The following is a 25408-nucleotide window of genomic DNA, read 5'->3' as shown; positions in this document are numbered from 1 at the left end:
TCGTGAGTTAAGTCCGGCTGAGCTTTTTATATCGGTGGGCAATTAATGATAAGTTTGAACAGAGTCAGCTACTTTCTAAAAAGTAGTTGATTGGCGGGCTCTGGCGTAGAATGCCTGGCGTTAATTGCTTAAAAAGCACTGACAGAGAACTGATATTGAGAGATAAGAGCATGAAAGTTAGTCGGCGCTTACAGCAGATCGATAGCATGGTGGTGCCTAGGTATGAACATATTTGGGACTGTTGCTGTGATCATGGTTTATTAGGTTTTTTATTGTTGCAACGTAATGCTGCAAAAACGATTCATTTTGTTGATGTTGCTGAGCCTTTGGTGACAGAGGTTACGACTAAGTTACAGCGTTTTTTCCCTGAGAAAGCAAAAGATAACAGTTGGCAGACACACGTAGCTGATGTAGCAAAATTACAGTTGTCATCAGCCAGCAATGTAAATGAATCGAGTTGTCATTTAATGGTAATTGCGGGTGTCGGTGGTGATTTACTCATTGAATTAGTAGCCGGGTTACTTGTTGAGAATCCTCAACAGAAAATGGAGTTTCTACTATGCCCAGTTCTACATACTTATAAAGTACGTAATGCGCTGATAGAAATGGGGTTTTCATTAATTGATGAGTGTCTGGTACAGGAAAATAACCGATTTTATGAAGTCCTACATGTTAGCTTACACGCAACACAGCCTATCTCACCGGTAGGCTCTATTATGTGGGATCTATCTAGGACGGCTGATCAGGCTTATTTAACAAAAACTATAAGCCATTATCAGCGAGTGTCTCAAAATATGGATAGAGAGGTTCAGCAGGTTATAGAAGCTTATCAGGCGTTAAACTGAGTACCAAGTAGTTGGCTCATAACTCCAAGTACAGTAGCTTAAGTGCTTTAGTCAGCAAATACCACGGTGCGCTGTCCGTTTAAGAAAACCCGTTGTTCTACATGATAACGTACTGCTCGTGAAAGTGTGACGCGTTCTATGTCTCGGCCTTTGGCGACTAAATCCTCTGGGTAGTAGGCATGGTCTACTGAGTCAATACCTTGAGCAATAATAGGACCTTCATCAAGGTCATCATTAATATAGTGGGCTGTTGCTCCCACTGTTTTAACGCCTTTTTCATACGCTTGGTGGTAGGGCTTGGCGCCTTTAAAACCAGGTAGCAATGAGTGATGGATATTGATTGCCCAGCCTTCTAGGTGCTGGCATAGTTGTGGGGATAGTACCTGCATGTATCGAGCCAGAACGACTAACTCAGCGTCTACATCTTTGATGATCTGCATAACTTTTGCTTCTTGTGCAGGTTTGGTCTCTGCGCTCACCGGTAGGTGATAATAAGGAATTCCATGCCATTGAGCTAATGATTCAAGGTCCGGGTGGTTGGAAATAATGGCCGGTATCTCGATTGAGAGCTGGCCAATACGATGTTTGTAAAGCAAGTCATTCAGGCAGTGATCAAATTTGGACACCATAATCACGATTTTAGGTTTGTCGGCAGTGGCGCGTAGTTGCCACTGCATATCAAACTGTTCTGCTTTCACTGAGAACTCTTGGCGAAAGGCTACTTCATCAAAAGAAGCATTGGCACGAAACTGTGCCCGAATAAAGAATTGGTTGCTATGGGAATCATCAAACGAGTGTAACTCAGTGATGTAATGTTGGTTGTTATAAAGTAGCCCAGTAACAGCATCGATAGTCCCTAAGCGGCTTGGGCATTGTGCGGTAAGAATCCAATGATTATTGTCCATTAATTGCCTCCAAAGGGTACGATAAAAAGCCAGTCTAGAAGGTGTTACTTTTTAATAACTGTTAGGCCGCTTGTGAGTGTGTTTTTTGAACTGACGATTTATTCATTGTGATAAAGCGGACTAGGCCTCCCACAGCAAGTTGTAATGCTTGGAAAGTTGCTTGATCAATAATGAAATCACCATTTTCAGTCACGTTACCCGGAGCTAAAGCAACACGGTAATCATCAAGGTTCTCATTGCTTACCAAATACATCTGTGATGAAGCGGGTAGATCGCTTACCACTTGAAAGTGACTGCTACAGCTATCTTTAACACTGCGAATCTCTTTAGTATCGGCTTGTACAGAAGGGCCCCCATCAAATAAATCTACATAGCCTGAAAACTGAAAACCTTCTTTTTTCAGCATGAATAACGCAGGCGCTGAGAAATCATGCGGCTTACCTATTACTTCTTGTGCCTCGTGCGGTAGAAGGCTTATGTAGATGGGGTATTTAGGCATGAGGTCAGAAATAAACTGTGAACCCTTGAGTGCTGCTGTGTTTACCGCATCTTGGAACTCAATACCAAAGAAGGGTTTCCCAAGGTTATCCCATAGTGGAGAGCGGCCATTTTCATCTTGCCAGCCACGTAGTTCTGCAATGACTTGATCACCAAAACGTTCGGGAAAGTCGGCCATTGTTAGAAAGCGTGCGCGTGATAAAAATTGCCCGACACCAGGTTTGCGATATTCTGGCAGTAAATAAATAGAACCCACCTCGGTCGAACCCGTGTAGTCATTGACGATATTGAGTACTTGGGTTTTGCGAATCATATCAAGGTCACTACTGCTGCTAACCAGTGTGGATATTTTGTAAGAATAGAAAGGGCGACTAAGGCCTACACCCGTATAAATAGCTGTCGTACCGGCGAGATGACCCGTGGTCGTATCTTCCAACACCATAAAGTAAGTATTACTCTGTGCAGCGGGCTGAGTAGAGTTAAAAGCTTCTGCCGATGCACTGATCTTTTCTAACCAGGCGGCTTCATCTGCAGGCATTGATGTCATCCCTTTACCGACGGCATGAGAAATGTTCATCAAATCATCCAGATCACTTTCTTTACAAGGGCGAATAATCAGCATGTTGGGCTCACTTAGTTATCATTATTAACTGATATTTTACGTGTAGCCTTTCAAAATGAGCTGTCTAAATACTTGCTTAGTTAGCAATAAAATACGGAAATAATAATGCATACCGAATATTATTCGGCTAGTTAGCAAAGCGCTGTACTAGCGATTTCTTATGGCTGGGTAGATGCTTAAATGCAATCGTCTATAAGAAGGGCGAGCGTTAGGGCGTTTTATACGTAATTAGACGAAATATTCTTTTGTAACTGAAGTAAGAGAGACAAACTCTCTACTTAATATAAAAAGTTATCATAAAGTGTTGAATGCATAAAATCACATAGCATTATAAGAAAGCTCATCGATCTTCATCCCAGATCTATATTGTTTGATGATCTGTCTAGCTGAGCGAGTGGGCTTACCACAGCAGCTACCCACTGATAGCGTTTTGTTGAGATCAGCGATACTCGTAGCACCGTCGTCCAGTGCTTCTCTAATTTGTGAGTCTGTTACTGCGTTGCAGATACATATGTACATAATTAGAGAACCTAAAATATGTGAAGAAAAACAGGAGTACCGGTTGCGATAGGTTCTTGAGAAACTACTGGAAGATACCGAGGTTGACCATGCTTATTGGCTTGCACAGCAATTACGTCTTATTAAGATGATTGGATTAGAGAGTTACCTCCAATCACAGATGTAATTTGCTTCTCTTTTAACCGATAGACAATAAAAGCGGCCTCCTTTTTAAATAAAGGCGCCGCTTTTTATTGGTCTTTTAATCTATATCTATCAACTTGCGGCTTTTAATTTTTGTTGGCGCAATGTTTGTGCTGCCGACACCATGTTTTGCAAAGCCGGAATTACCTCTTCCCACTGTCGAGTTTTTAAACCACAGTCGGGGTTTATCCAAAGACGTTCAGCAGGAATTCGTTGAGCTGCTTTCTCTATTAATTCAACTATGTGGGCCTGTGTTGGCGTGTTCGGTGTATGGATATCATATACACCTGGTCCAATGTCATTGGGGTAGTTGAAATGATCAAATACATCTAGTAATTCCATATCTGAGCGTGATGTTTCAATCGTAATAACATCCGCGTCCATATCGGCAATGGCGGAGATAATGTCGTTAAACTCGGAATAACACATGTGAGTATGGATCTGAGTATTATCCTCGACACCGTTGGCACTGATACGAAAACTCTCAATGGCCCATTGCAAGTACTCTTGCCATTGGGATTGACGTAAAGGAAGCCCTTCACGTAGTGCTGCTTCATCAATTTGAATGATGTTTACACCGGCTTTTTCAAGGTCCTGAACTTCTTCGCGTATCGCTAGTGCTAACTGGTAGCAAGAGAGTGAGCGTGGTTGATCATCTCTTACAAATGACCAGTTAAGTATGGTAACAGGTCCGGTTAGCATACCTTTCATGGGTTTCTCTGTTAATGACTGGGCATACTGAGTCCACTTAACAGTCATGGCTTTTGGCCTGCTTATATCACCAAATAGAATGGGTGGTTTTACACAGCGAGAACCATAAGACTGTACCCAGCCGAATTGACTGAAAGCATATCCTTGAAGCTGTTCACCAAAGTACTCCACCATATCATTACGTTCGGCTTCACCATGCACTAGGACATCCAGCCCCAGAGCTTCTTGCTGGTCTACAGCGTATTGAATCTCTTGTTGCATCAGTAGTGTGTAGTCAGATTCGCTGATTTGGTCTTTTTTGTAGCGTAGGCGAGCGGCACGAATTTGCGCTGTTTGAGGGAAGGAGCCAATGCTTGTGGTTGGATAAAGTGGTAGCTTGATGTGCTCTTTTTGAAGCTTACTACGCGTATTAAAGTTGCTTTGACGTTGCCCTAGCGATGGTGTGATGTTGGCAACCGCTTGCTGTACGACAGGGTTGTTAACGCGTGTTGATTGGTGTCGGCTGTTAATGGCTGTTTGATTTGCTTCTAATTCTGAAGAAACTTTGTTTCTACCTTCGTTCAGTGCCGTTTGTAATGTCGTTAATTCATCGAGTTTTTGGTGAGCAAAAGCCAGCCATGATTTAATTTCAGGGTCGAGTTGTTCTTCTGATTCTAAATCAACAGGTACGTGAAGTAGTGAACACGACGGTGCGATCCATAAGCGTTCTTGTAATTCATTGGCGATAGGCTCTAACCAATTAAGAGTGGTGCTTAGATCTGTTTTCCAGATATTACGGCCGTTGATAACGCCTAAAGAAACAACGCTGCTAGCAGGTAAGCTTTTAATTAGATCCGCTACTTCATGCTTGGCATTAATAGCATCTAGGTGAACACCGGATACGGGCAACTGGCTGATGACTGCTAGGTTGTCTTGCAATGGGCCGAAGTAAGTGGCCAAGAGTAGTTTTACCGGGCTATTTTTTAAAAACTGATAGCTGTGTTCTAGTGCCTGTTTCCATTCTTGATCTAGTTCCGTGACTAAAATTGGCTCATCGACTTGAACCCATTCAACGCCCGCATTAGCAAGTTCAGCTAATAGTTGCTGATAAACCGGTAATAAACGATCGAGCAGTGCGAGTTTGTTCGAGGTGTCTTTCTCTTTACCAAGGTGGAGATAAGTCACGGGGCCAATAATAACAGGTTTAACATTAGCGCCATGACTTTTAGCTTCAGATATCTGCAGGAGTAGTTTTTCTGAGTGAAGACTAAAAGTCGAATCTTGTGTGAATTCAGGCACAATATAATGATAGTTAGTATCAAACCATTTAGTCATTTCACCAGCGTGAATACAGCTGTTGTCGGTATCCTTACTGGAACGGCCGCGGGCAACACGAAAATAAGTATCCAGTTCGGTGTTATTAGCATTGTTTTGGTTAACTGCTCGGGAAGGGATGTTGCCAAGCGCAAAGCTCATATCGAGTACTTGGTCGTAGAAAGAGAAGTCTCCTACAGGCAGAAAGTCTAATGGCGACTGTTGTTGCCAGTGTTTGCTGCGAAGCTGTTTCCCGCATGTTGCTAGCTCTGTTGAGTCTATTTCTCCCCGCCAGTATTTTTCTTGTGCAAACTTTAGTTCTCGTTGTGCGCCGATACGCGGGAAGCCTAAATTGTGTGTGATGGCCATGATGATTTTTCCTTTTTAATCAGTAACTTTGCATTCTGTTATCCATAGTAGAGATCGTGGATTATAAAAAATAATGCTATTATTTTATCTATCCATAAATTTCATTCATGTATTGGCGTGTGAGTTGGCAAATGCTAGAGCGTAACCATTTAGCAATTTTAAGAGCAGTAGATCAGCAGGGTTCATTGACGGCGGCGGCAGAGTTTCTCTGTGTTACACAGCCTGCATTAAGTCATAGCATTAAAAAGCTAGAGCAAAGGTTGGGCACAGCTCTGTGGCAGAAAGACGGAAGGCAGCTCCGCTTGACGCAGTCTGGCTTGTATTTACTTAAATTAGCGGAACGTATTTTGCCGCAGTTAGAATTAGCCGAAGAAGTCGTCAGTGAGATTGCCAGCGGTCAGCGAGGAAGGTTGCGCATTGGGATGGAATGCCACCCTTGTTATCAATGGTTGCTGAAGGTGGTCAGTCCCTATTTAGCGGCTTGGCCTGATGTGGATGTTGATGTTAAGCAACGCTTTCAGTTTGGCGGTATTGGCGCTTTATATGCGTATGAAATAGATTTGCTGGTAACACCTGATCCGTTATTTCGTACCGGACTGACTTATGAACCCGTATTTGATTATGAACAAGTATTGGTGGTGGCTGATACGCATCCTTTAGCAAAACAAAAAATGATAAGCCCAGAGCAGTTAATCTCTGAAGTCTTAATTACTTATCCTGTAGAGCCACAACGCTTAGATATCTTTAGTCAGTTTTTACTCCCGGCTAGTTGCAGTCCAAAGAAGCATAAAACCATAGAAACCACGGATATTATGCTGCAAATGGTCGCTGCTGGGCGAGGCGTTGCCGCCTTGCCTAGATGGTTGGTAGCGGAGTATCAAAGTCGTATGCCGATTACGCCGGTGCGTTTAGGCAAGGGTATGCAAAAACAGATTTTTCTGGGGCAGCGCTCTACCGATTTACAAACTGATTACTTGGCATCCTTCATTGAATTAGCAAAGTCAAGGTGCTGAAAAGCATCCACGTACCAATGCATGTTATTGACAAAGTAAGGCAAGTTTTATATAAATGTTATGTTATAACGTTTATATAAAAGGTTGTATTTTAAATGAATTCCCTCGCATTACCTGATGTTGCCAGCCAGCTTAATTCTTATCAAGACACCCCGCTTAAGTTGGTTGGTATGCAAGGAATTGCTTTACCAATTAGGCTCGCTGGGCAGCCGTTAAATGCATATGTAGATGCCGGTGTCAGTCTTGACAAGTCAAAGGCTCGGGGTATTCATATGTCACGCCTCTACTTGGCATTAGAAGCACTTGAAGATCAAGAGTTAACCGTCCCGCTACTTAATGAGGTGCTTGATTGTTTTCTCGATAGTCATTCCGATTTATCCACAACTGCACATCTAAGTATTAAAGGTGACGTATTATTTAAACGCCCGGCATTGCTGAGTCAACTTGCTGGCTGGAAGGCTTATCCCTTTGAAGTGAACGCAATTCGCAGTGGTCAAGAAACCCGCATAACCGTGAAGTTAGATATTGGTTATTCTTCAACATGCCCTTGTTCAGCGGCGCTTGCTCGTCAGTTGATACAAAAACAATTTAATAAGGATTTTGCTGGAAAAGATTTGCAGCATGCAGAGTTGCACGACTGGCTCGGAAGTTCACAAGGTATTGTGGCGACCCCCCATAGCCAGCGTAGTACAGCTACGCTGACAGTACATTTAGCTGAGCAATATAATAAAGAATTTCCCTTGCTTGTACTGCTTGAACGCGTTGAATCAGCCCTTGGAACTGCGCTGCAAACAGCAGTGAAGCGAGTTGATGAGCAGGCGTTTGCTTTGGCTAATGGACAAAATACCATGTTCTGTGAAGATGCTGCTCGCCGCATTCATCAAGCTTTACTAGAGGAAATCTGTGTTCAAGGTTTTCATTTGCGTATTGCGCATATGGAAAGCCTGCATGCTCATGATGCTGTTGCTGAAAGTGCCTGGAATTGGGGGAACCAGAAATGATCAAGTACAGAATTGAGGCACTCATGGCTGGGCTTAATCGATGAATATTTGGTTGCAATTGGAACAGGCTGAGATAGGTCAAACTCGTTCATTAGCTGCTGTGCTGGATGCTATACCATGGAATAGTGATGGTTTAGTTGCAGCTATTGCTCAACAGCATGACACTGGTGAAGTGCTGATGTTGGCCTGGATGAACCGTACCGCACTTGAAGAAACGCTTGCAACAAATAGGGTGTGTTATTGGTCTCGTTCACGCCAGAAGTTATGGCGTAAAGGTGAAACTAGCGGCCATAACCAACGCTTGATCGAAGCTCGTTTAGATTGTGATGGGGATGCTATTTTATTGCTTATTGAGCAGCAAGGGCCTGCTTGCCACACCGGCCGACCAAATTGTTTCTACAACGCTATTCACAAGGGGCGAGTACAAGTTATCAGCATGCCACAATGACGTATGTATTGAGTGAGCTAAGTATCCATTAGTACTCACTCAATCCTTGCATTGGCATTCAAAGGCTCAGTAATACTAATTAGTGAATATCCCTTAACTAGCCGCTATCATGGTCTGTATCTCCAGCATCAATAAGAAGAACTAGGCTAGCTCATGACTCTTGATCGTATTAATCGGAAGATTCTTTCGGTGCTACAGCAAAGTGCACGTATTACTAATCAAGATTTAGCTGATCGTGTTGGTTTATCTCCTAGTTCTTGCTTAAATCGTGTTAAAAAGCTGGAAGAGGAGGGCTTAATTGATGCCTATATGGCTGTTTTAGACCTGCCTTCTTTATGTCGCAGTGTGACGGTTATCGCAACAGTCAGTTTAAAAGACCAAAGTACTGAAGCCTTTAAGCTATTCCGTCATGCCGCAGATGACATCCCAGAAGTGGTGGAGTGTTATACCGTGAGTGGCGCATTTGATTTCTTTTTACGTATCATCGCACCTGATATGCAGCGTTATAATGCTATTAATGACCGTTTACTGGATCTGTTGCCTGGTCAGGTTAATATCAGTAGTCATGTTGTTTTGGAAACGGGTAAGCCTTTTAAGGGCTATCCATTAACGCAATTATTAGATGAGATAAAGTCTGTTAAAGCGTAACTGGCTTCTCCTTATCTGTTGTTTTATGCTTCGCTTATTGCGGCAATAACGGATATCCCGATCAGTCATTTAGGGCTAGCCATACGTGCTTTCACGCACGCTCTTACCGGTACTTTCTATTGTTTTATCATCTTCAAAAAGCTTTTCTAGCTCTTGAAAATCATCTAATTGCATAATCAGTTGTGACTTTTGTTGCTTGGCAATGGTGAGCCAATGCTTGTCTTCTAGCGCGCCGGCCAGTGCATATAAAAGATTTAAACTAGGTTTGTTCTTACTCGTTTTGCTGACTTGAATAAAAGCTCGTATAGCGCCTAAAGAGAGCAGTGCCTCTATTGAGTTAATCCCCGCATCTTTAAGCATGCTCTCGGACTTAGGGCCTAAACCTTGGGGGTCTTTTAGCGTTTTTATATTCAGTTAAAAGTATGCGTTGTTTGTGTTTATGTATGTCATCATATCTTATTGTGACGCGCGTTGGTTTTAGAAAAGCCATTAAGTATTCAGCTAAGCATTAAAGAGCTAGTCTAAATCTTTCGTATGTATTTAGTGGGACTTTTTAGAACACCTTGTGGGCGTGGTATTGATGGATAGTGGTTTGAGGGTGAATAAAAAAACCGGGCTTTCACCCGGGACAGAAGAGCGGTAATTAATAAAGAGGCCTTTACAGCATTAGGTTTGCTGGAAGGGATAAACAGAGCCGAGGCTGAGTATTTGAGTGAGCTCATCAAGAGCACTGCGGGATTCTAACAACAACTGAGGGTCTGCTAAGTCGATCTCAGATATACGGTCGCGATAATGCAAATTAACCCATTGAGTTAAGCGGCTATAAAGTGCTTCACTCATCAGTGTGTTTGGATTGCAGGCAGTTTGCTCCTGCTCATTCAACACGACACGCAAACGCAAGCATGCTGGCCCGCCACCATTGCTCATGCTTTGTTTTAGGTCGAAGACTTTTAATTCATTGATCACTGAGTTACCGTCACGCAACTCAGTTAGGTAGTCCCAAACGGCTGGTGTTTTTTGGCATTCTTCAGGAATAACAATCACAGTTTTACCATCGATTGAAAGTAATTGACTGTTAAATAGGTAGCTTTTTACAGCATCCTCAACAGAAACACGTGCACTTGGGACTTCGATAACATTGAACTGGTTGTTCATTGACGCCGTAAGCTGCTTAAGTACTTCGTGCTGATTTAGGAATGCTTCCTGATGGCAGAACATGAGGTTGCGGTTGCCTACAGCGATAACATCGTTATGAAATACGCCTTTATCAATCACATCCGGGTTTTGTTGTGCATAAACTACCCCTTTATCTTGCAAGCCGTGTAAACGAGCTACGGCTTCAGATGCCTCGTAGGTATGGCGGGCAGGGTAGCGAGTTGGTGCGGGTTTTCTGCTATCAAATGCATAACGACCATAGACAAAGAATTCAACACCGGCTTGACCATACTCATGACAGAAGCGTGTATGATTTGCGGCACCTTCATCGCCGAAATGCTCAACACCTGGCAATGCTTGGTGATGAGCAAAATAACGTTCATCACTGAAAGTCGCTTTAAGGATTCGCCCTGTTACTTCATGCTCAATCGATCGATGGAATTTATTGGTTAGGTTTGCGGGTGTGAAATGTACTTTGCCATCAGCCGTATCGGCACTGGGCGAAACGGTGGCAGCATTGGCAGTCCACATGCTAGAAGCTGAGCAGCACGCTGCCAAAATTTTAGGCGCTTGTTTACCGGCGGCTTGCAGAACATTAGCATCGCTGCCGGTAAAGCCAAGGCGGCGTAGTGTATTAAGGTCAGGGCGCTCTTGCGGTGCAAGTACACCCTGAGTCATGCCAGCATCGTGCAGGGCCTTCATTTTGGCTAAACCCTGCAGTGCTGCTTGTTTGGGATTTGATGCTTGCGCAGAGTGGCTCTGTGAAGCAACATTACCAAATGACAGACCTGCGTAGTTGTGAGTAGGGCCAACCAGCCCATCAAAATTAGCTTCTACCGCGTTTCTAGTGGATGTCATCTCAATCTCCAAGCGGCTTAGTTGAGTGTTAGGCCAGGGGATAGTGTGGCTGGCATCGATAATTGTTCTGCCTCAATGCCTGCAACCGGATAAGCACAATAATCTGCGGCATAGTAAGCACTTGCTCGGTGGTTACCACTGGCGCCGATTCCACCAAAAGGTGCAGCACTACTGGCACCTGTTAACTGTTTGTTCCAGTTCACGATACCGGCACGAATATGTCGGTAAAAGTGATCGAAATTGGCTTGGTTGTCGCTGAATAGGCCCGCAGATAAACCAAACTGAGTAGCATTGGCTTGACGGATAGCATCATCAAAGTCTGTGTAGCGAATAACTTTTAACAAGGGGCCAAAGTGCTCTTCATCTGGCATGTCTGTAACGTCAGTAACATCAATTAATCCTGGAGAAACCAAACCAGTACCTGCTTTGAGTTTTTCTAGTTTAAGCAAAGATGTCGCGCCCATATCAAGCAGTTGTTGCTGTGCTGCAACCATACCATCGGCAGCTGCTTCAGAGATCAGACTGCCCATGAAGGGGGCTGGTTCATCAAACTGGCCACCCACTTTAATTTGGCTGACGGCGGCTTTTAGCTGCTCTAGGAACTGATCCCCTGTGTCGTTCAGCGGTACAAATAAGCGGCGTGCGCAAGTGCAGCGTTGCCCAGAGGTGATATACGCTGATTGGATGGTTTCGTGTACGGCGGCTTTAATATCACTGATTTCGTCAATGATGAGGGGATTGTTGCCACCCATTTCAAGAGCTAAAATTTTACCTGGATGGCCTGCAAATTGCTCATGTAGTAGGTGACCAGTACGAGAGCTACCAGTGAAGAAAAGGCCGTCAATTTCAGGATTGGCTGCTAGCGCGATACCTGTTTCCTTTTCCCCTTGAACTAGGTTGATTACACCGTTAGGTAAACCTGATTTCTCCCATAGAGATACCATCAGTTCGGCAACTTTTGGGGTGAGTTCACTTGGCTTGAAAACAACAGTGTTGCCTGCCAGTAACGCTGGAACAATATGGCCATTGGGTAAATGTGCGGGGAAATTATAGGGGCCAAAAATAGCCACCACGCCGTGTGGTTTGTGGCGCAGTACAGCTGTTGCTCCCGCCATATCACTACTGCGCTCTCCGGTACGCTCAAGGGCTGCCTTGATAGAAATTTCTACTTTACCAATGACAGCGGCGGCTTCAGTTTGGGTTTCCCAAAATGGTTTGCCGGTTTCTTCTGCAATGGTGCGAGCCAATAGCATTTTATTTTCGCTAAGTTGTTCTGCGTAACGGCGTACTTGTTCGCAGCGCTTATCAAAACTTAGGTTTGCCCATTCAGTACTTGCGGCACGAGCGGCTGCGACAGCAGAGATCACTTGTTCGGGATTAGCAGAAGAGCCAGACCAGATAGTTTCTCCGTTAGCCGGATTAACTGAATTAATGCTTATGCCTTGGCCTGCTAGCCATTGACCATTGATAAAAAGTGATGTGCTCATATTAAAATCTCCTTCCTGAGGACAGCGGAACAATGCGAACGGTGGAGCTCTCAATAACATTCAGTGCAGAGGCCACGTCGGGCGTTATAGTTATTACGTTTTTACCAGCACGGCTGATAGGTGACATACAACAGCGAAACTGTGAAAACTCAGTAGTGCTAATCAGGTATGTTTCGCCATCGGGTGGGATGTCAGCGATATGAACTTTTACGTATTGGCTTTCTTGGATTGCACGAATATCGTTAACACGTGCTTCAAGCGTTGGGCCACCATCAAAAATATCGATATAGCCTGTGTATCGCAGCCCTTCATTTTCTAAAAGTCGACGTGCTGGTGTAGTCGCTTCATGGGTTTTACCAATGGAGTCTTGTGCACCTTTGGATAAAAGATTCGTATAAATGGTGTTTTTTGGCATTAGCTCCGCAATGAAAACTTTGTCCATTGAAGAGATCTTATCGGCTTCTGCAAAATCCAGAGAAAAGAAATGTCGCCCTAGACCTTCCCAAAAAGGAGATACGCCACTCTCATCTGAGTAACCACGCATCTCGGCAATGAGGTGCTCGTTAAAGCGTTGTGGAAATTCTGCCAAAAACATAAAGCGAGATTTAGATAGCAGTGAGCCTTGCTTGCTATGACGCGCTTCTGGCGTTAGAAATAGCGTACACAGCTCAGAGTAGCCTGTATGGTCGTTGGTAATTGTCAGCGTGCTAATTTGATTATAGACATCCAGTTCTCGTGAGGCATGTACGAGAGTACCGACTCTGTAATTATACCAAGGATCAGATAAGCCTACGGCTGACTCTATGCCACAGATACCAACAACTTCTTGCGTTTCAGTGTCTTCCATCACAAACAGATAGAGAGCTTCGACAGGGACGCTCCCTGCCGTAAATGCAGCCAAGCCAGCCTCAAGCTTTGTGGCGACTTGCTCATCATTATCTTGTAATGATGTGAAGCCTGGCCCAGTTTTGCGTCCTAGCTCGCGCAGTGCCTCATGATCATTTGCCTGAATAGGGCGGACTACCATCATAACTAAACCATCTCCTGTGCGGGTTAAAGGCTAATAATGCGAATATTATCGCCATTGTTGAGGTGCAATAAGCTCGCTACTTCAGCCGCTATTTCGGGTTGCTGAGGGTCAAGTTTTACTATTAAGCAACGAAAGTTTTCCCGCTCTGTATTGCTAATTAATACGTTGACTTGTTTCTCTGATGACGAGCCACTACCAATGTTGATAGTGCATTTTTTGCTTTGAGTCATCGTGCGGATATCTTGAGTGCGGGCCTCGAGTGTTGGGCCTGCATCAAAAATATCGACATAGCGTCGGTAATTAAAACCCTCCTCTTCCAAGAGGTTTTTAACATCAATCATATCTGGGCGAGGTTGTCCTAATGATGCTTGTGCTTCATCACTGAGCAACGGCACATACACTGGGTAATGAGGCATGAGATCAGCAATAAAGCCTTTAGAGTTAATGCCGGTGAGGTAGTTCGCTTTAGTGAAATCCATATTGAAAAAGTGCCGGCCCAGACATTCCCAAAAAGGAGAGCGGTTGGCACTGTCAGCAACGCCTTGTAGTTCGGCAATTAACTTGTTTGCAAAACGTTCAGGGTGTTGGGCCATGAACAACATGCGTGAGCGGGAGAGTAAGTTTAGGTTCTCTTTAGTACGATGATCCTTATCAAGAAACAATGTGCAGAGCCTAGCTGAACCTGTGTAATCTTGGCACAAGTGCAGCGCAGGAATACGATTGTGGATCTGTAATTCGCTAGAGGCATGTACGACTTCGTCAACGCGGTAACTATAAAAGGGTGTATTTATACCCACGCTGGCATCAATGCCACATACGCCAACTATTTCACCATTGGTTTGGTCTTCCAAGACAAAGTGGTAACTCTCATCAGAGTATTGAGTTACCTCTTTACGTAATGACTGTCGAGTACGGTTGATTAGCTCATTTAGATGATCACGATTGGCTGGCAATGTTGTCATGCGGCCACCAGAAATAACCGCTAAACGTTCTAAGCCTTGTAGATCAGCAAATGTCAGAGGGCGGATTAACAGCATCTATTGCTCCTTCAGCCAGCTAAGGTCATCAGAGTTAGCTAGCTTCATTAATATCAAGGCGCTCAAGCGGGCGCGCTCAGATAAGCTACTTGCAAACATATATTCATCACTCGAATGGATGTTTCCGCCCTGAACACCCAAGGTATCGATATTAGGAATACCTGCTGCTGCCAAGTTGTTACCATCACAACAACCGCCAGTAGCAACCCAATTAATGCGCATGCCTAAATCTGCACCGCACTCTTTAGCGAGTTCAAAGAGTTTTTGGTTAGCGCCACTGAGAACTTTTGGCTTGCGACCAAAGCCGCCGTGCAGTGTGGCATTAATACCGTCGCGTTGGTTGAGGTCTATTAGCAGTTGTTCTATGTGGTGTGTGCACCATGCTTCATCTTCTGGACGCTCTAAGCGTATATTGAAACGTGACAAGCATAGGTCCGGAACCACATTGACGGCACCGCCGCCTTCAATAAAACCGGGGTTAATTGTTACGCCTTCCCGTTGTCCATTGAGTTCATCTAAGCTTGATATGAAATCACACATAGCTCGGATCGCATTGCGTCCAAGGTGATGTTCACGTCCTGCATGGGCCGCTCTTCCACGTACAACAATACTGAAATTACCGCTACCTTTACGAGCACCGGCGAGTGTCCCGTCAGGCATACAAGGCTCGTAGATCATACCGAGGTCAACACGCGTTGCTGCATCAGCAATTAAGGGAGCAGAACCTGGTGAGCCTATCTCTTCATCTGGGTTGAATAGAATCTCCCAGCCAATATTATTTGCCCATGGGCTGCGCTCCAATGCTTCGATAGCTTTGAGCATCACGATTAAGCCGCCTTTTAAATCAGCGACACCAGGGCCGTTGAGCGTATTGTCATCTAGCCAAGTAATATCTTGAAAAGGGGAATCAGCAGGGAACACCGTATCCATATGGCCGCAGAAAAAAATCTGAAGTGGTGCTTCAGGACGTTTTCTAATGCGCAGAGCATCTCCTAATGGTGCTTGGGATACCTCTCCGGCAGCATTAACGAACTCAAAAGGGTTAACCGGAATAACTTCGGCTTCCCCACCAAGGGTGCCAAAGTATTGAGCTAGTTTCTCACGAACACGATTCACGCCAGCAGTATTGAGTGAGCCAGAGTTAATGAGGGCGAGTTCAATGGTCTTATGTAGCATTTCATCTTGTTGTGAGTCGAGCCAATCCAGCCATTGTGCGTAATCGTGAGCCATGCGTGAGTCCTTTTATCTGATTTGACCATTATTGGTGAAAACTTTAAAAGAATCTGTTGAGTATGCGACCTAATTTTCAGATTTTTAAAGGGATATTCACTTTTTTAATAAGGCTGTATGGCAAAGAAACTCGCCAGTAAATCTAAAGGATGATGTGTAGAAAATGACTACAAACGCTGTGAAGTGTAGAGCAGATGTAAGGAATGAAAGGGCGGTTACTGCTGTAGAGTTCATATAAGAATAAGGAGGTGAAACAGTATCGGGTGGCTGATTAACAGCAGTGGCGTTTGGTGTTTACAGTGTTTTTATTATCCCTCAGAGATCAAAAGAGAGGTCTTCTTGTTTCAGCATTGCTTGAATAGAACTACGTGTTAGAAGGTTTCTCAGTAGTTGCTGAAGCTTTGGGAAATCTTGTGCCCGGCTCTCGTAACGCCTGCTCCAGTAGGCAATCATGAATAAATGAAAGTCAGCACCGCTTAAAGTGTCTCCGAGTATCCAAGGGCCTGCTTTGTCTAAGTCTTTCTCTATAACCTTCCAGCAATGCTCAAGCACTTGAGATGCTTTTGCTTTTAGGGAGTCTTGGCCTGCTTGGTTATCACAATACTGCTCTGGATGTGCCCAGCGGTTAGCCGCTTCTTGCAGTGTATTCGACATCCATAGGAGTGATTGGTAATAGCGGCCTCGCTGAGGTGATGTTGTAACAGGGGCTAGATTCGATTCAGGATGTTGGTCTAGTAGGTATATAAGGATGGCAGCTGATTCATAAACGATATTGTCATTATGCAGTAGGGTCGGTACCTTTCCATTTGGATTAATGGCTAGGTATTCAGGTGTTTTTTGCATTTGGAGAGCGAGGTCAATCTCTACAAGCTGGTAGTCAACACCAAGTTCTTCTAAAAGAGCATGAGTCGCCATATTAGCGCCGCCGCGATCCCAATAAAGTGTATAGATAAGTTGTCTCCTGTCGATTTCCTATTAGTAAATATGAGATATAAAAAAATTTTTCCTGGCTTGTGTATACCTGGTTACTGGTTCTTCGGTCTGTGCAGTATGCTTTTGTTCCCCTACAATAACAGTTTTTTATGAGCTGGTTATAATTATGCCGAGAGCTTCAGAGCTTCGAAAAGGTCATGTCGTAGATATCAGTGGAACGCTATATCGAGTTCTACATATTGATGTGCGTAGTCCATCATCCAGAGGTGCTCAGACACTGTATAAAGTCCGCTTTAATCAGTTGCCTCAGGGCGGTAAGCGTGAAGAAACGTTCATCGGAGATGATGTTGTTACTTCCGTGGCTCTTGAAAGGCGTCAAGTATCATTACTCTATCGAGAAGATAATATTTATACCTTTATGGATCAGGAGGATTATAGCCAATATAGCGTAGATAAAGAGACGGTTAGCGAGCAGTTACCTTTTCTCAGTGATGGTTTGGTCGGAATTAATGGCATGTTGGTAGATGAGCAGTTGATTGCAATTGAAATACCAATAATGGTGGAGTTGTTGGTTGCGCAGTGCATGCCAGGAGCACAAGCTGCCAGCGTTACGGGGAGAACCAAGCCTGCAAAATGTGTTAATGGGTATGAGTTACAGGTGCCAGAATATATAAAAGAAGGTGAGCAAATAAAGGTTAATACGGAAACGGGGAAATTTGTTTCGCGTGCTTGATGTTGGCGGTAAGAGTTAATTCATATCGTTGAGCCCTAGAACGACGAAAGCCTACATAAATGCAGGCTTTTCGGGCTTTACTCAGATCAGCAAATTGAAAGCAGTAATGTTAATTTACTGCTCTCAATATAGCCTCAGCACTGTTATATAACCTAAGTTATTGAACAATGCCGAAGAAGTTCTTTATACAGCTTCGATCTGGTCAGCTTGTGGGCCTTTTTCGCCCTGTACTTCTACGAAACGAACAGTCTGTCCTTCGTGAAGAGTTTTGCGGCCTTCTCCGATGATCGAACGGAAGTGAGCAAAAAGATCTTTGCCATTTTCACGCTCAATGAAACCAAAACCTTTCTCATCGTTGAACCACTTAACTGTTCCCGTCTGCTTGTCGGACATATTCAATATTTCTCATAAAAAGTAAGTTAAAAACCGGGAAAACATCATGTCTTCAAAGCCGGTTATTCTTGCATGCAATTAATTAAAATCACCGTTAAAAAATCCCCATAAGGAAAAAATTTAAGGGCTACTAAATCAACCACATTAGTTTCACAATACACAACTAGTGTTATAGATACAAGCAACTTACAAGCAATTAAATTGAGGGCAAATCACACCACAAAAAGCGACTATGTTCTTCTGCACGAGTTTGGCCAAAGCTTATTGTGTGTAAAACTGATATACTCGTTATACATATAATTTCAACAGGACTCTCTACTATGGCAGCCAAGCCTAAGAAAAAAGCAGCAACAGAAACACATGACTCTATTGAAGAACAAACAGCTGCTTTCCTTCGGGCTGGTGGTCAGATTCAGCAAATCGCTAGCGGTGTTACCGGGCAGCAGAATCTTGCCGGACCTCGTCAAATTGTTTTAGGAAAACCTGCAGACAAGTAATAATGATGGGCTCGTTACGCTTCTAAAGAAGCTTTATCTCCAATGGCGTGCGGCCCGTACCTTTATCCTCTCATTACCTCTTGAAAATATCCCTTCTGTTTTAATTCTTATCTATACATCCTCTATAACTGGAGTGTAAAAAAAACAGCTTGTTTAACTCGGCTAAATCTAGCAGAGTGTTTTTAGCTATGAGCAAAACAAAAAAAGCCCATACAGAGTATGAGCTTGCTTGGATAGGTCAGAGTGTTATTAAGTAACTATCGACCTTAGAATTGAGCGTTAAGCTACCGCTTTTTCAGCCGCAACAACTTTTGCAATGGCGCTATCTAATAGCTTCATGCCGTCACGGATATCTTCATCAGGGATAATCAATGAAGGTGTCATACGCAACACATTGGGGCCTGCCATTAAGATCATTAAGCCTTCTTCGCGTGCTTTAGCTAAAAATGCTGCCGCTTTACCATGCATGCTGTCGATAAGTTCAACTCCTATCAATAAGCCGTCTCCACGAATCTCTTTGAAAATTTCGTGTCTCGCATTAATTTTTTCTAACTCTTCTATAAATACAGCACGTTTATGTGCCACATTGCGTAATAGCTCAGGTTGGTTGATGAGTTCTAATGCCTTGTCAGCAACAGCACATGCTAATGGATTGCCGCCATAGGTACTACCGTGAGTGCCAAAGCCAAAACTAGGCGCTACTTTATCAGTGGTGAGCATTGCGCCAATAGGGAAGCCGCCGCCCAGTGCTTTTGCGCTGGTTAAAATATCAGGCTTTACGCCCATACCCATGTAGGCATAAAGCTGTCCTGTACGTCCTACACCTGTTTGTATCTCATCTAGAACAAGTAATGCATTGTGCTGGTCACAAAGTTCACGCACACCTTTCATGAACTCAGGGTCAGCAGGAATTACACCGCCTTCACCTTGGATTGGCTCCATCACTACTGCGCAGGTCTTATCAGAAATAGCGGCTTTTAATGCTTCTAAGTCGTTAAATGCTACATGTGTTATCCCGCCTGGTGCAGGCTCAAAGCCTTCGCGATATTTGGCTTGTCCACCAACAGAAACAGTAAAGAGCGTACGCCCGTGAAAGCCTTGATAAAATGCGATGATCTCGTGTTTCTCTGGGCCGAAGTTGTCGTATGAATATTTACGAGCAAGTTTAAACGCGGCTTCGTTTGCTTCAGCTCCTGAATTACAGAAAAACACTTTGTCGGCAAATGTTGCATCCGTCAGTCTTTGTGCCAAACGTAACGCCGGTTCATTGGTGAAGGTGTTACTCAGGTGCCAAAGTGAGTTGGCCTGCTCTTTTAAGGTAGAGACTAGTTCTGGGTGCGCATGCCCAAGAGCATTAACGGCGATACCGCCAGCAAAGTCGATATATTCATTATCTTCTTGATCCCATACTCGTGAACCGCGGCCGCGTACCGGTACCATCTGTTGAGGGTTGTAGTTTGGAACCATTACTTCATCAAAAAGTGCGCGATTAACGGGTTGTTGTGACATGGGTGTTTTTCCTCTTATTAATACGGATCTTATTTAGGCGTCCGGTCAGCCATAAATCAGGATTATTGTTAGCTAATAAAAAACTGTTGTATTGTCTATATTCAGTATCAGGAAAAAACGTTTTTTAAAACAGGCCTTTAATTTCTGTAGTGCGACATGAAGTTGCGCTAAGCTGACATTTAGCTAAAAGGATAAGGAATTAGACCGTAAAGATCATTATTGTGAGTCCCGGACTTCATGACTAATAAGCTTATGTAGAGGCAGACCCTTTGGCAATATGGAATCAAGGTACGCAAGATAAAAAAACAACGGGGCCTAAAAGGTTTGGTTTTTTATTGCTGCCTAATTTTTCACTGATTGCTTTCTCGTCGGCAATAGAACCGTTGCGGATGGCAAACTGGGTTGGTGGTGGGGAGCATTATGAAACGGTATTGGTTAGTCATGACGGGGAGGCAGTTGCGAGCAGCTTAGGCGTCGAGCTTTTAGTTGATTGTAGTCTCAATGAGATCCCTGCGTTGGATGCTGTTTTTGTTTGCGGAGCAAGCCCTATCGCAAGAACAGGGAATGAGGCCGTGATTGGTTGGTTGCGTCGCCAAAGCCGCAGTAGTATGGCATTAGGTGGCGTGGGTACAGGCTCATATTTGCTTGCCTGCGCAGGGCTCTTAAATAATTACCGTGCCACTATTCATTGGTGGGATATTGCAAGCCTTAAAGAAGAGTTCCCTAATACGCTGGTCACTAACAATCTTTTTGAGATCGATGGCGCTCGCTATACCTGCAGTGGTGGTACCGCTGCAATGGATATGATGTTGTTTCTTATTGCTAAAGAGCATGGAATGGAACTTGCTGCTTCGATATCTGAACAGTTTGTTTATGAGCGAATGCGAACGTCAGAGGAGCAGCAGCGTATTCCACTAAAAGCCCGTATTGGTGCCAGCCAGCCGAAGTTGATAGAAGCGGTTACATTAATGGAGATGAACATTGAAGAGCCACTGTCGACAGATGATTTAGCTCATCATGTGGGGGTGTCACGACGGCATCTGGAGCGGCTTTTTAAAAAGCATTTGCAAACAGTCCCATCAAAATACTATTTAGATTTGCGACTTGAGCATGCCCGACAGTTGTTACGCCAAAGCGATAAAACTATTTTGCAAATAGGCTTGGCCTGTGGGTTTTCCAGCGCATCTTACTTTAGTACAGCCTACCGTAATCACTATGGTGTAACACCGCGAGAGGAGCGAAAAAGAGAATCAGACAGCCCTGATTCGAGCTCTTTGGGGCGCTCTTCCCTGATGAGTTAATATTCGAGGTGGTCTTTATGATAGTTAACAGATTGGATCACTTGGTATTGACGGTCCAAAATGTCGAAATCAGTGTAGATTTTTATCAACGTGTCTTAGGTATGAAAAAAGAGCTTTTTTCTACGGGACGTATTGCGCTTTCTTTTGGTGATCAGAAAATAAATTTACATGAATCTGGACGTGAGTTTGAACCTAAAGCTGGAATGGTTCAGGTGGGCAGTGCTGATTTGTGCTTTATTATTGAAGCGCCGCTGTCAGAGGCGGTTATTCATTTACAAAATTGCAATGTTGAAGTGCTTGAAGGACCGGTTAGGCGCACGGGAGCACTGGGCCCTATTATGTCGTTGTATTTTCGCGACCCAGACATGAATCTAATTGAAGTCTCTAACTATCTTTAGAGTGATTTTTCTCTTTTCGTAGGAGAAGCGCTTAAGGGAAATTTACAGTTGTAACGGTACCAGCAGAGAGGGTGCCTACATTTGTAAAGTAATAGATAATGTATGGATCAATAGCAGCATTAATTGTGTTGCCTTGAGGTTGTAGAAAAAGGCAAAGGTTGGTATTTCCGAATGAAATCCAGTCAGTGTCTCCTATCGTAATACTGCCCCATTCCCCTATTGAGGGCGCGCTTTGCAGCAAATCTCGCCACACTTCACTGCAGCCTGCAGAGTTTAATATTGAGCCTGTTGGCCAGCCTTGAGCAGAATAGTCATAGGTAGTGCCATCCATCGTCAGAGAGGTAAGGTTTGCACCTTTGGCAAACCATGCGCTTCTTGCTAAAGAGAGTGATGTGTTAAATGAGCCGAGTGTTGCGCTACTAACAGCTTCTCTTGCGTCATCTGTTACATCAATAAACCTTGGTAGGGCAACTGCAGATAGAATTCCCAATAAGGCAATAACAGTGACTAGCTCTATCAGTGTGAAACCACCTTGTTTCATTCTTAGTACCTGATTATCAAGAAATAAATATTAATATGATAGAACAGGTTTGGGGTATTTGAAACGAAATAGTGCCTTGTTTTTAAGTGCTCTTATCGTGAATAAGGGTAAACGAGGAGTTGTGCGTATAAAAGTAATTGTATTCAAGTTATTCGTTTTTGATACTGTGCTTGGCTAAGTACTGTTGGTGTTCTTCCTCTGCATTCCAAAACGTAGTGACTGGTATTATTTTGCTAATGATAGATGATGCTCTGCTTTCTTCCATTAGGCGTTTGCTTTGTTCTGCTTCAATCTTCTGATTATCACTGTGAAAAAAGATAATAGAGCGGTGTTGTGGGCTTTTGTCTTGCTCTAATTGATTGTTTGATATTGGGTTGTGTATTTCCCAAAATGTACTGAGTAGTTGCTCGTAACTTATTTTTTCTGGGTCATAAGTAATTTGAACAACTTCTGCATGCCCCGTTGTATGATTACATACGTCTTGATAGGTAGGTTCTCTTACGGTGCCTCCCATATAGCCGACAATGGTCTCTTGTATACCATCTAGTGAGGAGAATTTTTCCTCAGCCGTCCAAAAACACCCAGCAGCAAAAGTAGCTAACTGATTCATATGATATTCCCTTTGCTTTCAATACTCTCCTTCACTATATGCCATGCTTTGAGCTTGTCTGCAAATATCATTGATGCGTGAGCGGGGCTGGTTGAGGGGAGAGTAATGTAGGTTATATGAGGCACTGCGAGCAAATCAGGGAAGTGCTGCTTAAATAGTTTGGCCGCAGCTTGACCATTAAAACAAATAGTATGAATTTGTGGATGCTCTGTTAAAAGCGCGGGTATTGCATTGGGTATAACGCTGTGTTGATCAATTTTACTATCCAGGCTGCCAGGTCTAATACATTGCTGAGCAACATCCCAAAGCGCGATACCGTGAGTTTGAATCTTTGAAAGGCGTGATTGGTAACTCAGCTCATGTGGGAGTGCCCATAATTCACTCATTATTTTCCAGAAGCTATTACGAGGGTGCGCGTAGTATTGCTGCTCCTGAAGCGACTTAACACCGGGTATTGAGCCTAAAATTAGTAATTGAGCATCGGGTGGGGCAATTGAATGAAAGCTGATGACAGGTGTAGGCACGATGCTTGTTTAATCCTAAGGTGTTGGTACGGTTGACGTGTCTGCAATTTTTTTGAGGATAGCTAAAGCCCCACGAATGATTTTTTGGGCTTTGTGGATGTCACTGTTTTGCGGGAGTATACAAATATAAAATGTATTCTCCTCAATGCGAAAGCATAATAATCGGCGCTGTCCTAGCTGTAAGTGAGCTTCATCATATGCCTGTATATTCTCACTATCCGCTGGCTTTAATGCATCTGCTTTGTCAGCTTGCTTGAATATATGAGTAAAAGCTTGTTGAGCGAGTTTTAGGATGACGGCTTCATCCTTGTCGAAAGTTGAAGCAATCGGACGTTTGTTGCTCATGATCGCGCTGGAATCTGTTCCAGCCATACCCTCAAGCTTCTTGAGTATTTTCGACATTGTCGCTCCATTGCAGCAGGTCTTCCGCTTGCTGACGGATTTGTTTATGCGTGAGCGCTGGTAGTGTCAATAACCCTAAAGCTTGGTCTGGCTCTAGAAACACTGAAATAGAATCCTTTTGCGGTGCGTGTAAAGAAATGTTGCGCACTTGCTCTAGCTGTGGTGCTTTACTCTCAATAGCGGCAGCTAGCTTAGCTAAAGAAGAGAATAGTTCATTGCATTCTAACGTACTACTTGATGTATCTAGCAGTTTTTGATTGTTGTCTAGATGAGTAGCACCACTAATGCCACGTACTTGCATAGCGGCTTCTATTATCGAGATTTTTGGAACGTCTCGGGTTTTTCTAAGCCACTCAAATTGAGGTGAGTTTGGATCAGGGTTGCGGTTTTTAAGTTCGGTAACGGCAACTCTATGTGAGATCTCGGCCCAATCTATATCATCTTCTTGGTTCAGTGCAGAGACGACGAGATCCATAACATCCATTGATTTGCGGGCATCAATAAAAATAATGGGTGCAAAGATGCCTTTTTCTTTTAAGCGGTTTTGGTAATCGGCCTCTGTGGGCTCGGCAGATAAATCTGAGCGAGTAACAGCAATAATAAAATGCCGTTTAACGATGAAATCCCAAAACTCGCTGAGGTAATAATCGATATCACGAAACGGATAATTTCGCGTGTTATCCACAAGTAAAATCAGTGCGGATGCATCATTAGCTAAATCGCTAACCATGAGATCCCACATGAATTTAAAACGTTCTTGTCCAGGGGTCCCATAGAGGTGAAGCACCTTGTCTTCACCGAGTGAAAGCTTGCCGTAATCCATGCCTACGGTTGTTGTTCTTTTGCGCTTTATCGTTGAATCAGACACCTTGGTATCAGTGTCGACTACCTCCACATCGCTAATGGTTCTGATGGCGGTGGTTTTTCCCGAACCAGGAGAACCAACAAAAAGCACTTTATATGACTTCATGAAACTCCTTGTTAAATTCCATTTCTAAGCTTTGGGCTTGAGACCAAGCATTAGATTATGTGAACAGCCCACTAAATAAAGCAGACATTATCGGGAAAATGGGTGAACTGACACTGAATTATAGCCTATAGTTTGAAACTCGTGCCATTAGCCGCCAATAGAGCATTGGGTAAAGTCGTGTTATTTTATTCCAAGCCGTTGTAATCTTTGTTGTCAGTTGCCACTAAAACAAGCTAGATAAATATTGATAGCTTTAGTGAATGAGGAGACTAACGAGAGTGCGAAGCCCCAAGACTTTTCTGGCCTGAGTAGATATCTACAAACGGATGCCTAATAGCCCAGAAGATCAGGGAGCGCCGGTATCGGAAATAAGCAGGGAAATCCGCATAGCAAGGATGCATGTAATGAAAAGCACAATCACCGCTATAGTTCTATCAGCACTCTCACTGAACACATTCGCTTCATCGGCCATCATTCGTCTACCTGATGGACAGCTTGCACAACCTGGCACAAGCGTAAACCGAATCATCCATGCATGGGGAAGCCCAGATATGGATATAAGAAGCGAAAGAACCTGTAAATATATCAAAATAAAGAAATCGAGCTACTGCTCAAGCTGGAGATTTGTCTGGAAGAGGGATGATCTTTACTGGATGGTTCAATACAAAGGCAGCATGATTGTTGATACGAAGTGGACACGATTTAAAAATGGGCTTAAGGATGAGTTTTAATTACTATCTTTGAA

Annotated in this window: 28 protein-coding genes; 10 read left to right on the top strand and 18 right to left on the bottom strand. The window is 43.7% G+C overall.

From position 1 onward, the window contains the following. Positions 1 to 170 precede the first annotated feature (170 nt). Complete coding sequence (locus NEJAP_RS14580) at positions 171 to 845, top strand: tRNA (adenine(22)-N(1))-methyltransferase (protein WP_201347918.1); 675 nt, start codon at positions 171 to 173, stop codon at positions 843 to 845. A gap of 47 nt (positions 846 to 892) precedes the next feature. On the opposite strand, the gene purU is transcribed toward NEJAP_RS14580, so the two are convergent. The 4 genes from purU to metE all read right to left on the bottom strand — a co-directional run bounded on the left by purU (position 893) and on the right by metE (position 5945). Then, on the bottom strand, positions 893 to 1750 hold the full coding sequence (gene purU / locus NEJAP_RS14575; protein ID WP_201347917.1) for a formyltetrahydrofolate deformylase: 858 nt from the start codon (positions 1748 to 1750) through the stop codon (positions 893 to 895). Between the two features lie 61 nt (positions 1751 to 1811). Then, positions 1812 to 2870, bottom strand: coding sequence for an arginine N-succinyltransferase (locus NEJAP_RS14570; protein ID WP_201347916.1), 1059 nt, complete (start codon positions 2868 to 2870; stop codon positions 1812 to 1814). A gap of 318 nt (positions 2871 to 3188) precedes the next feature. Further along, entirely contained in the window at positions 3189 to 3389 is a 201-nt protein-coding gene (locus NEJAP_RS14565) for a (2Fe-2S)-binding protein (RefSeq protein WP_201347915.1), read from the bottom strand. Between the two features lie 255 nt (positions 3390 to 3644). Continuing rightward, on the bottom strand, positions 3645 to 5945 hold the full coding sequence (metE, locus tag NEJAP_RS14560; RefSeq protein WP_201347914.1) for a 5-methyltetrahydropteroyltriglutamate--homocysteine S-methyltransferase: 2301 nt from the start codon (positions 5943 to 5945) through the stop codon (positions 3645 to 3647). A 131-nt stretch (positions 5946 to 6076) separates the two neighbouring features. On the opposite strand from metE, the gene NEJAP_RS14555 reads away from it, so the two are divergent. The 4 genes from NEJAP_RS14555 (at position 6077) to NEJAP_RS14540 (ending at position 9055) form a co-directional block, all read left to right on the top strand. Beyond that, positions 6077 to 6958, top strand: coding sequence for a LysR family transcriptional regulator (locus NEJAP_RS14555; protein ID WP_201347913.1), 882 nt, complete (start codon positions 6077 to 6079; stop codon positions 6956 to 6958). A gap of 95 nt (positions 6959 to 7053) precedes the next feature. Next, positions 7054 to 7959 carry a GTP cyclohydrolase FolE2 gene (gene folE2 / locus NEJAP_RS14550; protein ID WP_201347912.1) on the top strand — a complete coding sequence of 302 codons (906 nt, stop codon included), beginning with the start codon at positions 7054 to 7056 and terminating at the stop codon, positions 7957 to 7959. 40 nt (positions 7960 to 7999) lie between these two features. Further along, positions 8000 to 8407: a phosphoribosyl-AMP cyclohydrolase gene (gene hisI / locus NEJAP_RS14545; RefSeq protein ID WP_201347911.1), complete on the top strand. Its 408-nt coding sequence runs from the start codon at positions 8000 to 8002 to the stop codon at positions 8405 to 8407. 153 nt (positions 8408 to 8560) lie between these two features. Continuing rightward, entirely contained in the window at positions 8561 to 9055 is a 495-nt protein-coding gene (locus tag NEJAP_RS14540) for an Lrp/AsnC family transcriptional regulator (protein WP_201347910.1), read from the top strand. Positions 9056 to 9130: 75 nt separating this feature from the next. Here the strand turns inward: NEJAP_RS14540 and NEJAP_RS14535 are convergent, their stop codons facing one another. The 7 genes from NEJAP_RS14535 to NEJAP_RS14505 all read right to left on the bottom strand — a co-directional run bounded on the left by NEJAP_RS14535 (position 9131) and on the right by NEJAP_RS14505 (position 16803). Further along, the gene (locus NEJAP_RS14535; protein WP_201350649.1) at positions 9131 to 9463 is read right to left on the bottom strand and encodes a TfoX/Sxy family protein; all 333 of its coding nucleotides are present in this window, start codon (positions 9461 to 9463) and stop codon (positions 9131 to 9133) included. A 258-nt stretch (positions 9464 to 9721) separates the two neighbouring features. Then, entirely contained in the window at positions 9722 to 11068 is a 1347-nt protein-coding gene (gene astB, locus NEJAP_RS14530; protein ID WP_201347909.1) for an N-succinylarginine dihydrolase, read from the bottom strand. A gap of 17 nt (positions 11069 to 11085) precedes the next feature. Beyond that, a complete protein-coding gene (gene astD / locus NEJAP_RS14525) occupies positions 11086 to 12555 on the bottom strand; it encodes a succinylglutamate-semialdehyde dehydrogenase (protein ID WP_201347908.1) in 1470 nt (489 codons plus the stop codon). A 1-nt stretch (position 12556) separates the two neighbouring features. Further along, the gene (gene astA / locus NEJAP_RS14520) at positions 12557 to 13585 is read right to left on the bottom strand and encodes an arginine N-succinyltransferase (RefSeq protein WP_201347907.1); all 1029 of its coding nucleotides are present in this window, start codon (positions 13583 to 13585) and stop codon (positions 12557 to 12559) included. Between the two features lie 23 nt (positions 13586 to 13608). Further along, complete coding sequence (gene astA, locus NEJAP_RS14515; RefSeq protein WP_201347906.1) at positions 13609 to 14622, bottom strand: arginine N-succinyltransferase; 1014 nt, start codon at positions 14620 to 14622, stop codon at positions 13609 to 13611. Next, entirely contained in the window at positions 14623 to 15852 is a 1230-nt protein-coding gene (locus tag NEJAP_RS14510) for a hydrolase (RefSeq protein WP_201347905.1), read from the bottom strand. It lies immediately after the preceding gene. 315 nt (positions 15853 to 16167) lie between these two features. Further along, positions 16168 to 16803: a glutathione S-transferase family protein gene (locus NEJAP_RS14505; RefSeq protein WP_268927857.1), complete on the bottom strand. Its 636-nt coding sequence runs from the start codon at positions 16801 to 16803 to the stop codon at positions 16168 to 16170. Positions 16804 to 16951: 148 nt separating this feature from the next. Here NEJAP_RS14505 and NEJAP_RS14500 point away from each other — a divergent pair, with 148 nt between their 5' ends. Further along, positions 16952 to 17518, top strand: coding sequence for an elongation factor P-like protein YeiP (locus NEJAP_RS14500; protein WP_201347903.1), 567 nt, complete (start codon positions 16952 to 16954; stop codon positions 17516 to 17518). A gap of 183 nt (positions 17519 to 17701) precedes the next feature. Here the strand turns inward: NEJAP_RS14500 and NEJAP_RS14495 are convergent, their stop codons facing one another. Further along, positions 17702 to 17911, bottom strand: a complete 210-nt coding sequence (locus NEJAP_RS14495) for a cold-shock protein (protein ID WP_028468567.1) — start codon at positions 17909 to 17911, stop codon at positions 17702 to 17704. Between the two features lie 320 nt (positions 17912 to 18231). Between NEJAP_RS14495 and NEJAP_RS14490 the strand changes: the two genes are divergently transcribed. After that, on the top strand, positions 18232 to 18408 hold the full coding sequence (locus NEJAP_RS14490; RefSeq protein ID WP_090729403.1) for a hypothetical protein: 177 nt from the start codon (positions 18232 to 18234) through the stop codon (positions 18406 to 18408). Between the two features lie 279 nt (positions 18409 to 18687). Here the strand turns inward: NEJAP_RS14490 and NEJAP_RS14485 are convergent, their stop codons facing one another. Next, the gene (locus tag NEJAP_RS14485; RefSeq protein ID WP_201347902.1) at positions 18688 to 19917 is read right to left on the bottom strand and encodes an aspartate aminotransferase family protein; all 1230 of its coding nucleotides are present in this window, start codon (positions 19915 to 19917) and stop codon (positions 18688 to 18690) included. Between the two features lie 269 nt (positions 19918 to 20186). Between NEJAP_RS14485 and NEJAP_RS14480 the strand changes: the two genes are divergently transcribed. Continuing rightward, on the top strand, positions 20187 to 21218 hold the full coding sequence (locus NEJAP_RS14480; RefSeq protein ID WP_236590946.1) for a GlxA family transcriptional regulator: 1032 nt from the start codon (positions 20187 to 20189) through the stop codon (positions 21216 to 21218). Between the two features lie 17 nt (positions 21219 to 21235). Beyond that, the gene (locus NEJAP_RS14475) at positions 21236 to 21616 is read left to right on the top strand and encodes a VOC family protein (RefSeq protein WP_329610910.1); all 381 of its coding nucleotides are present in this window, start codon (positions 21236 to 21238) and stop codon (positions 21614 to 21616) included. 31 nt (positions 21617 to 21647) lie between these two features. Here NEJAP_RS14475 and NEJAP_RS19495 read toward each other — a convergent pair whose 3' ends face one another. From NEJAP_RS19495 to NEJAP_RS14450, 5 genes are all read right to left on the bottom strand, one after another. Further along, on the bottom strand, positions 21648 to 22157 hold the full coding sequence (locus tag NEJAP_RS19495) for a type II secretion system protein (RefSeq protein ID WP_201347901.1): 510 nt from the start codon (positions 22155 to 22157) through the stop codon (positions 21648 to 21650). A 148-nt stretch (positions 22158 to 22305) separates the two neighbouring features. Then, the gene (msrA, locus tag NEJAP_RS14465) at positions 22306 to 22767 is read right to left on the bottom strand and encodes a peptide-methionine (S)-S-oxide reductase MsrA (RefSeq protein ID WP_201347900.1); all 462 of its coding nucleotides are present in this window, start codon (positions 22765 to 22767) and stop codon (positions 22306 to 22308) included. Continuing rightward, positions 22764 to 23291, bottom strand: coding sequence for a DNA-deoxyinosine glycosylase (locus NEJAP_RS14460; protein WP_201347899.1), 528 nt, complete (start codon positions 23289 to 23291; stop codon positions 22764 to 22766). Before NEJAP_RS14460 ends, msrA begins: the two co-directional genes overlap by 4 nt. Before the next feature lie 15 nt (positions 23292 to 23306). Then, positions 23307 to 23693, bottom strand: a complete 387-nt coding sequence (locus NEJAP_RS14455) for a hypothetical protein (protein WP_201347898.1) — start codon at positions 23691 to 23693, stop codon at positions 23307 to 23309. Further along, positions 23668 to 24663, bottom strand: coding sequence for a GTP-binding protein (locus NEJAP_RS14450; RefSeq protein ID WP_201347897.1), 996 nt, complete (start codon positions 24661 to 24663; stop codon positions 23668 to 23670). The genes NEJAP_RS14455 and NEJAP_RS14450 overlap by 26 nt, the downstream gene beginning before the upstream one ends. A 404-nt stretch (positions 24664 to 25067) precedes the next feature. Here NEJAP_RS14450 and NEJAP_RS14445 point away from each other — a divergent pair, with 404 nt between their 5' ends. Continuing rightward, the gene (locus NEJAP_RS14445; RefSeq protein ID WP_201347896.1) at positions 25068 to 25394 is read left to right on the top strand and encodes a hypothetical protein; all 327 of its coding nucleotides are present in this window, start codon (positions 25068 to 25070) and stop codon (positions 25392 to 25394) included. Positions 25395 to 25408 lie beyond the last annotated feature (14 nt).

The sequence above is a fragment of the Neptunomonas japonica JAMM 1380 genome (assembly GCF_016592555.1).
Lineage (GTDB): Bacteria > Pseudomonadota > Gammaproteobacteria > Pseudomonadales > Balneatricaceae > Neptunomonas > Neptunomonas japonica_A.
This window is presented reverse-complemented; position numbering and strand designations above follow the sequence as displayed.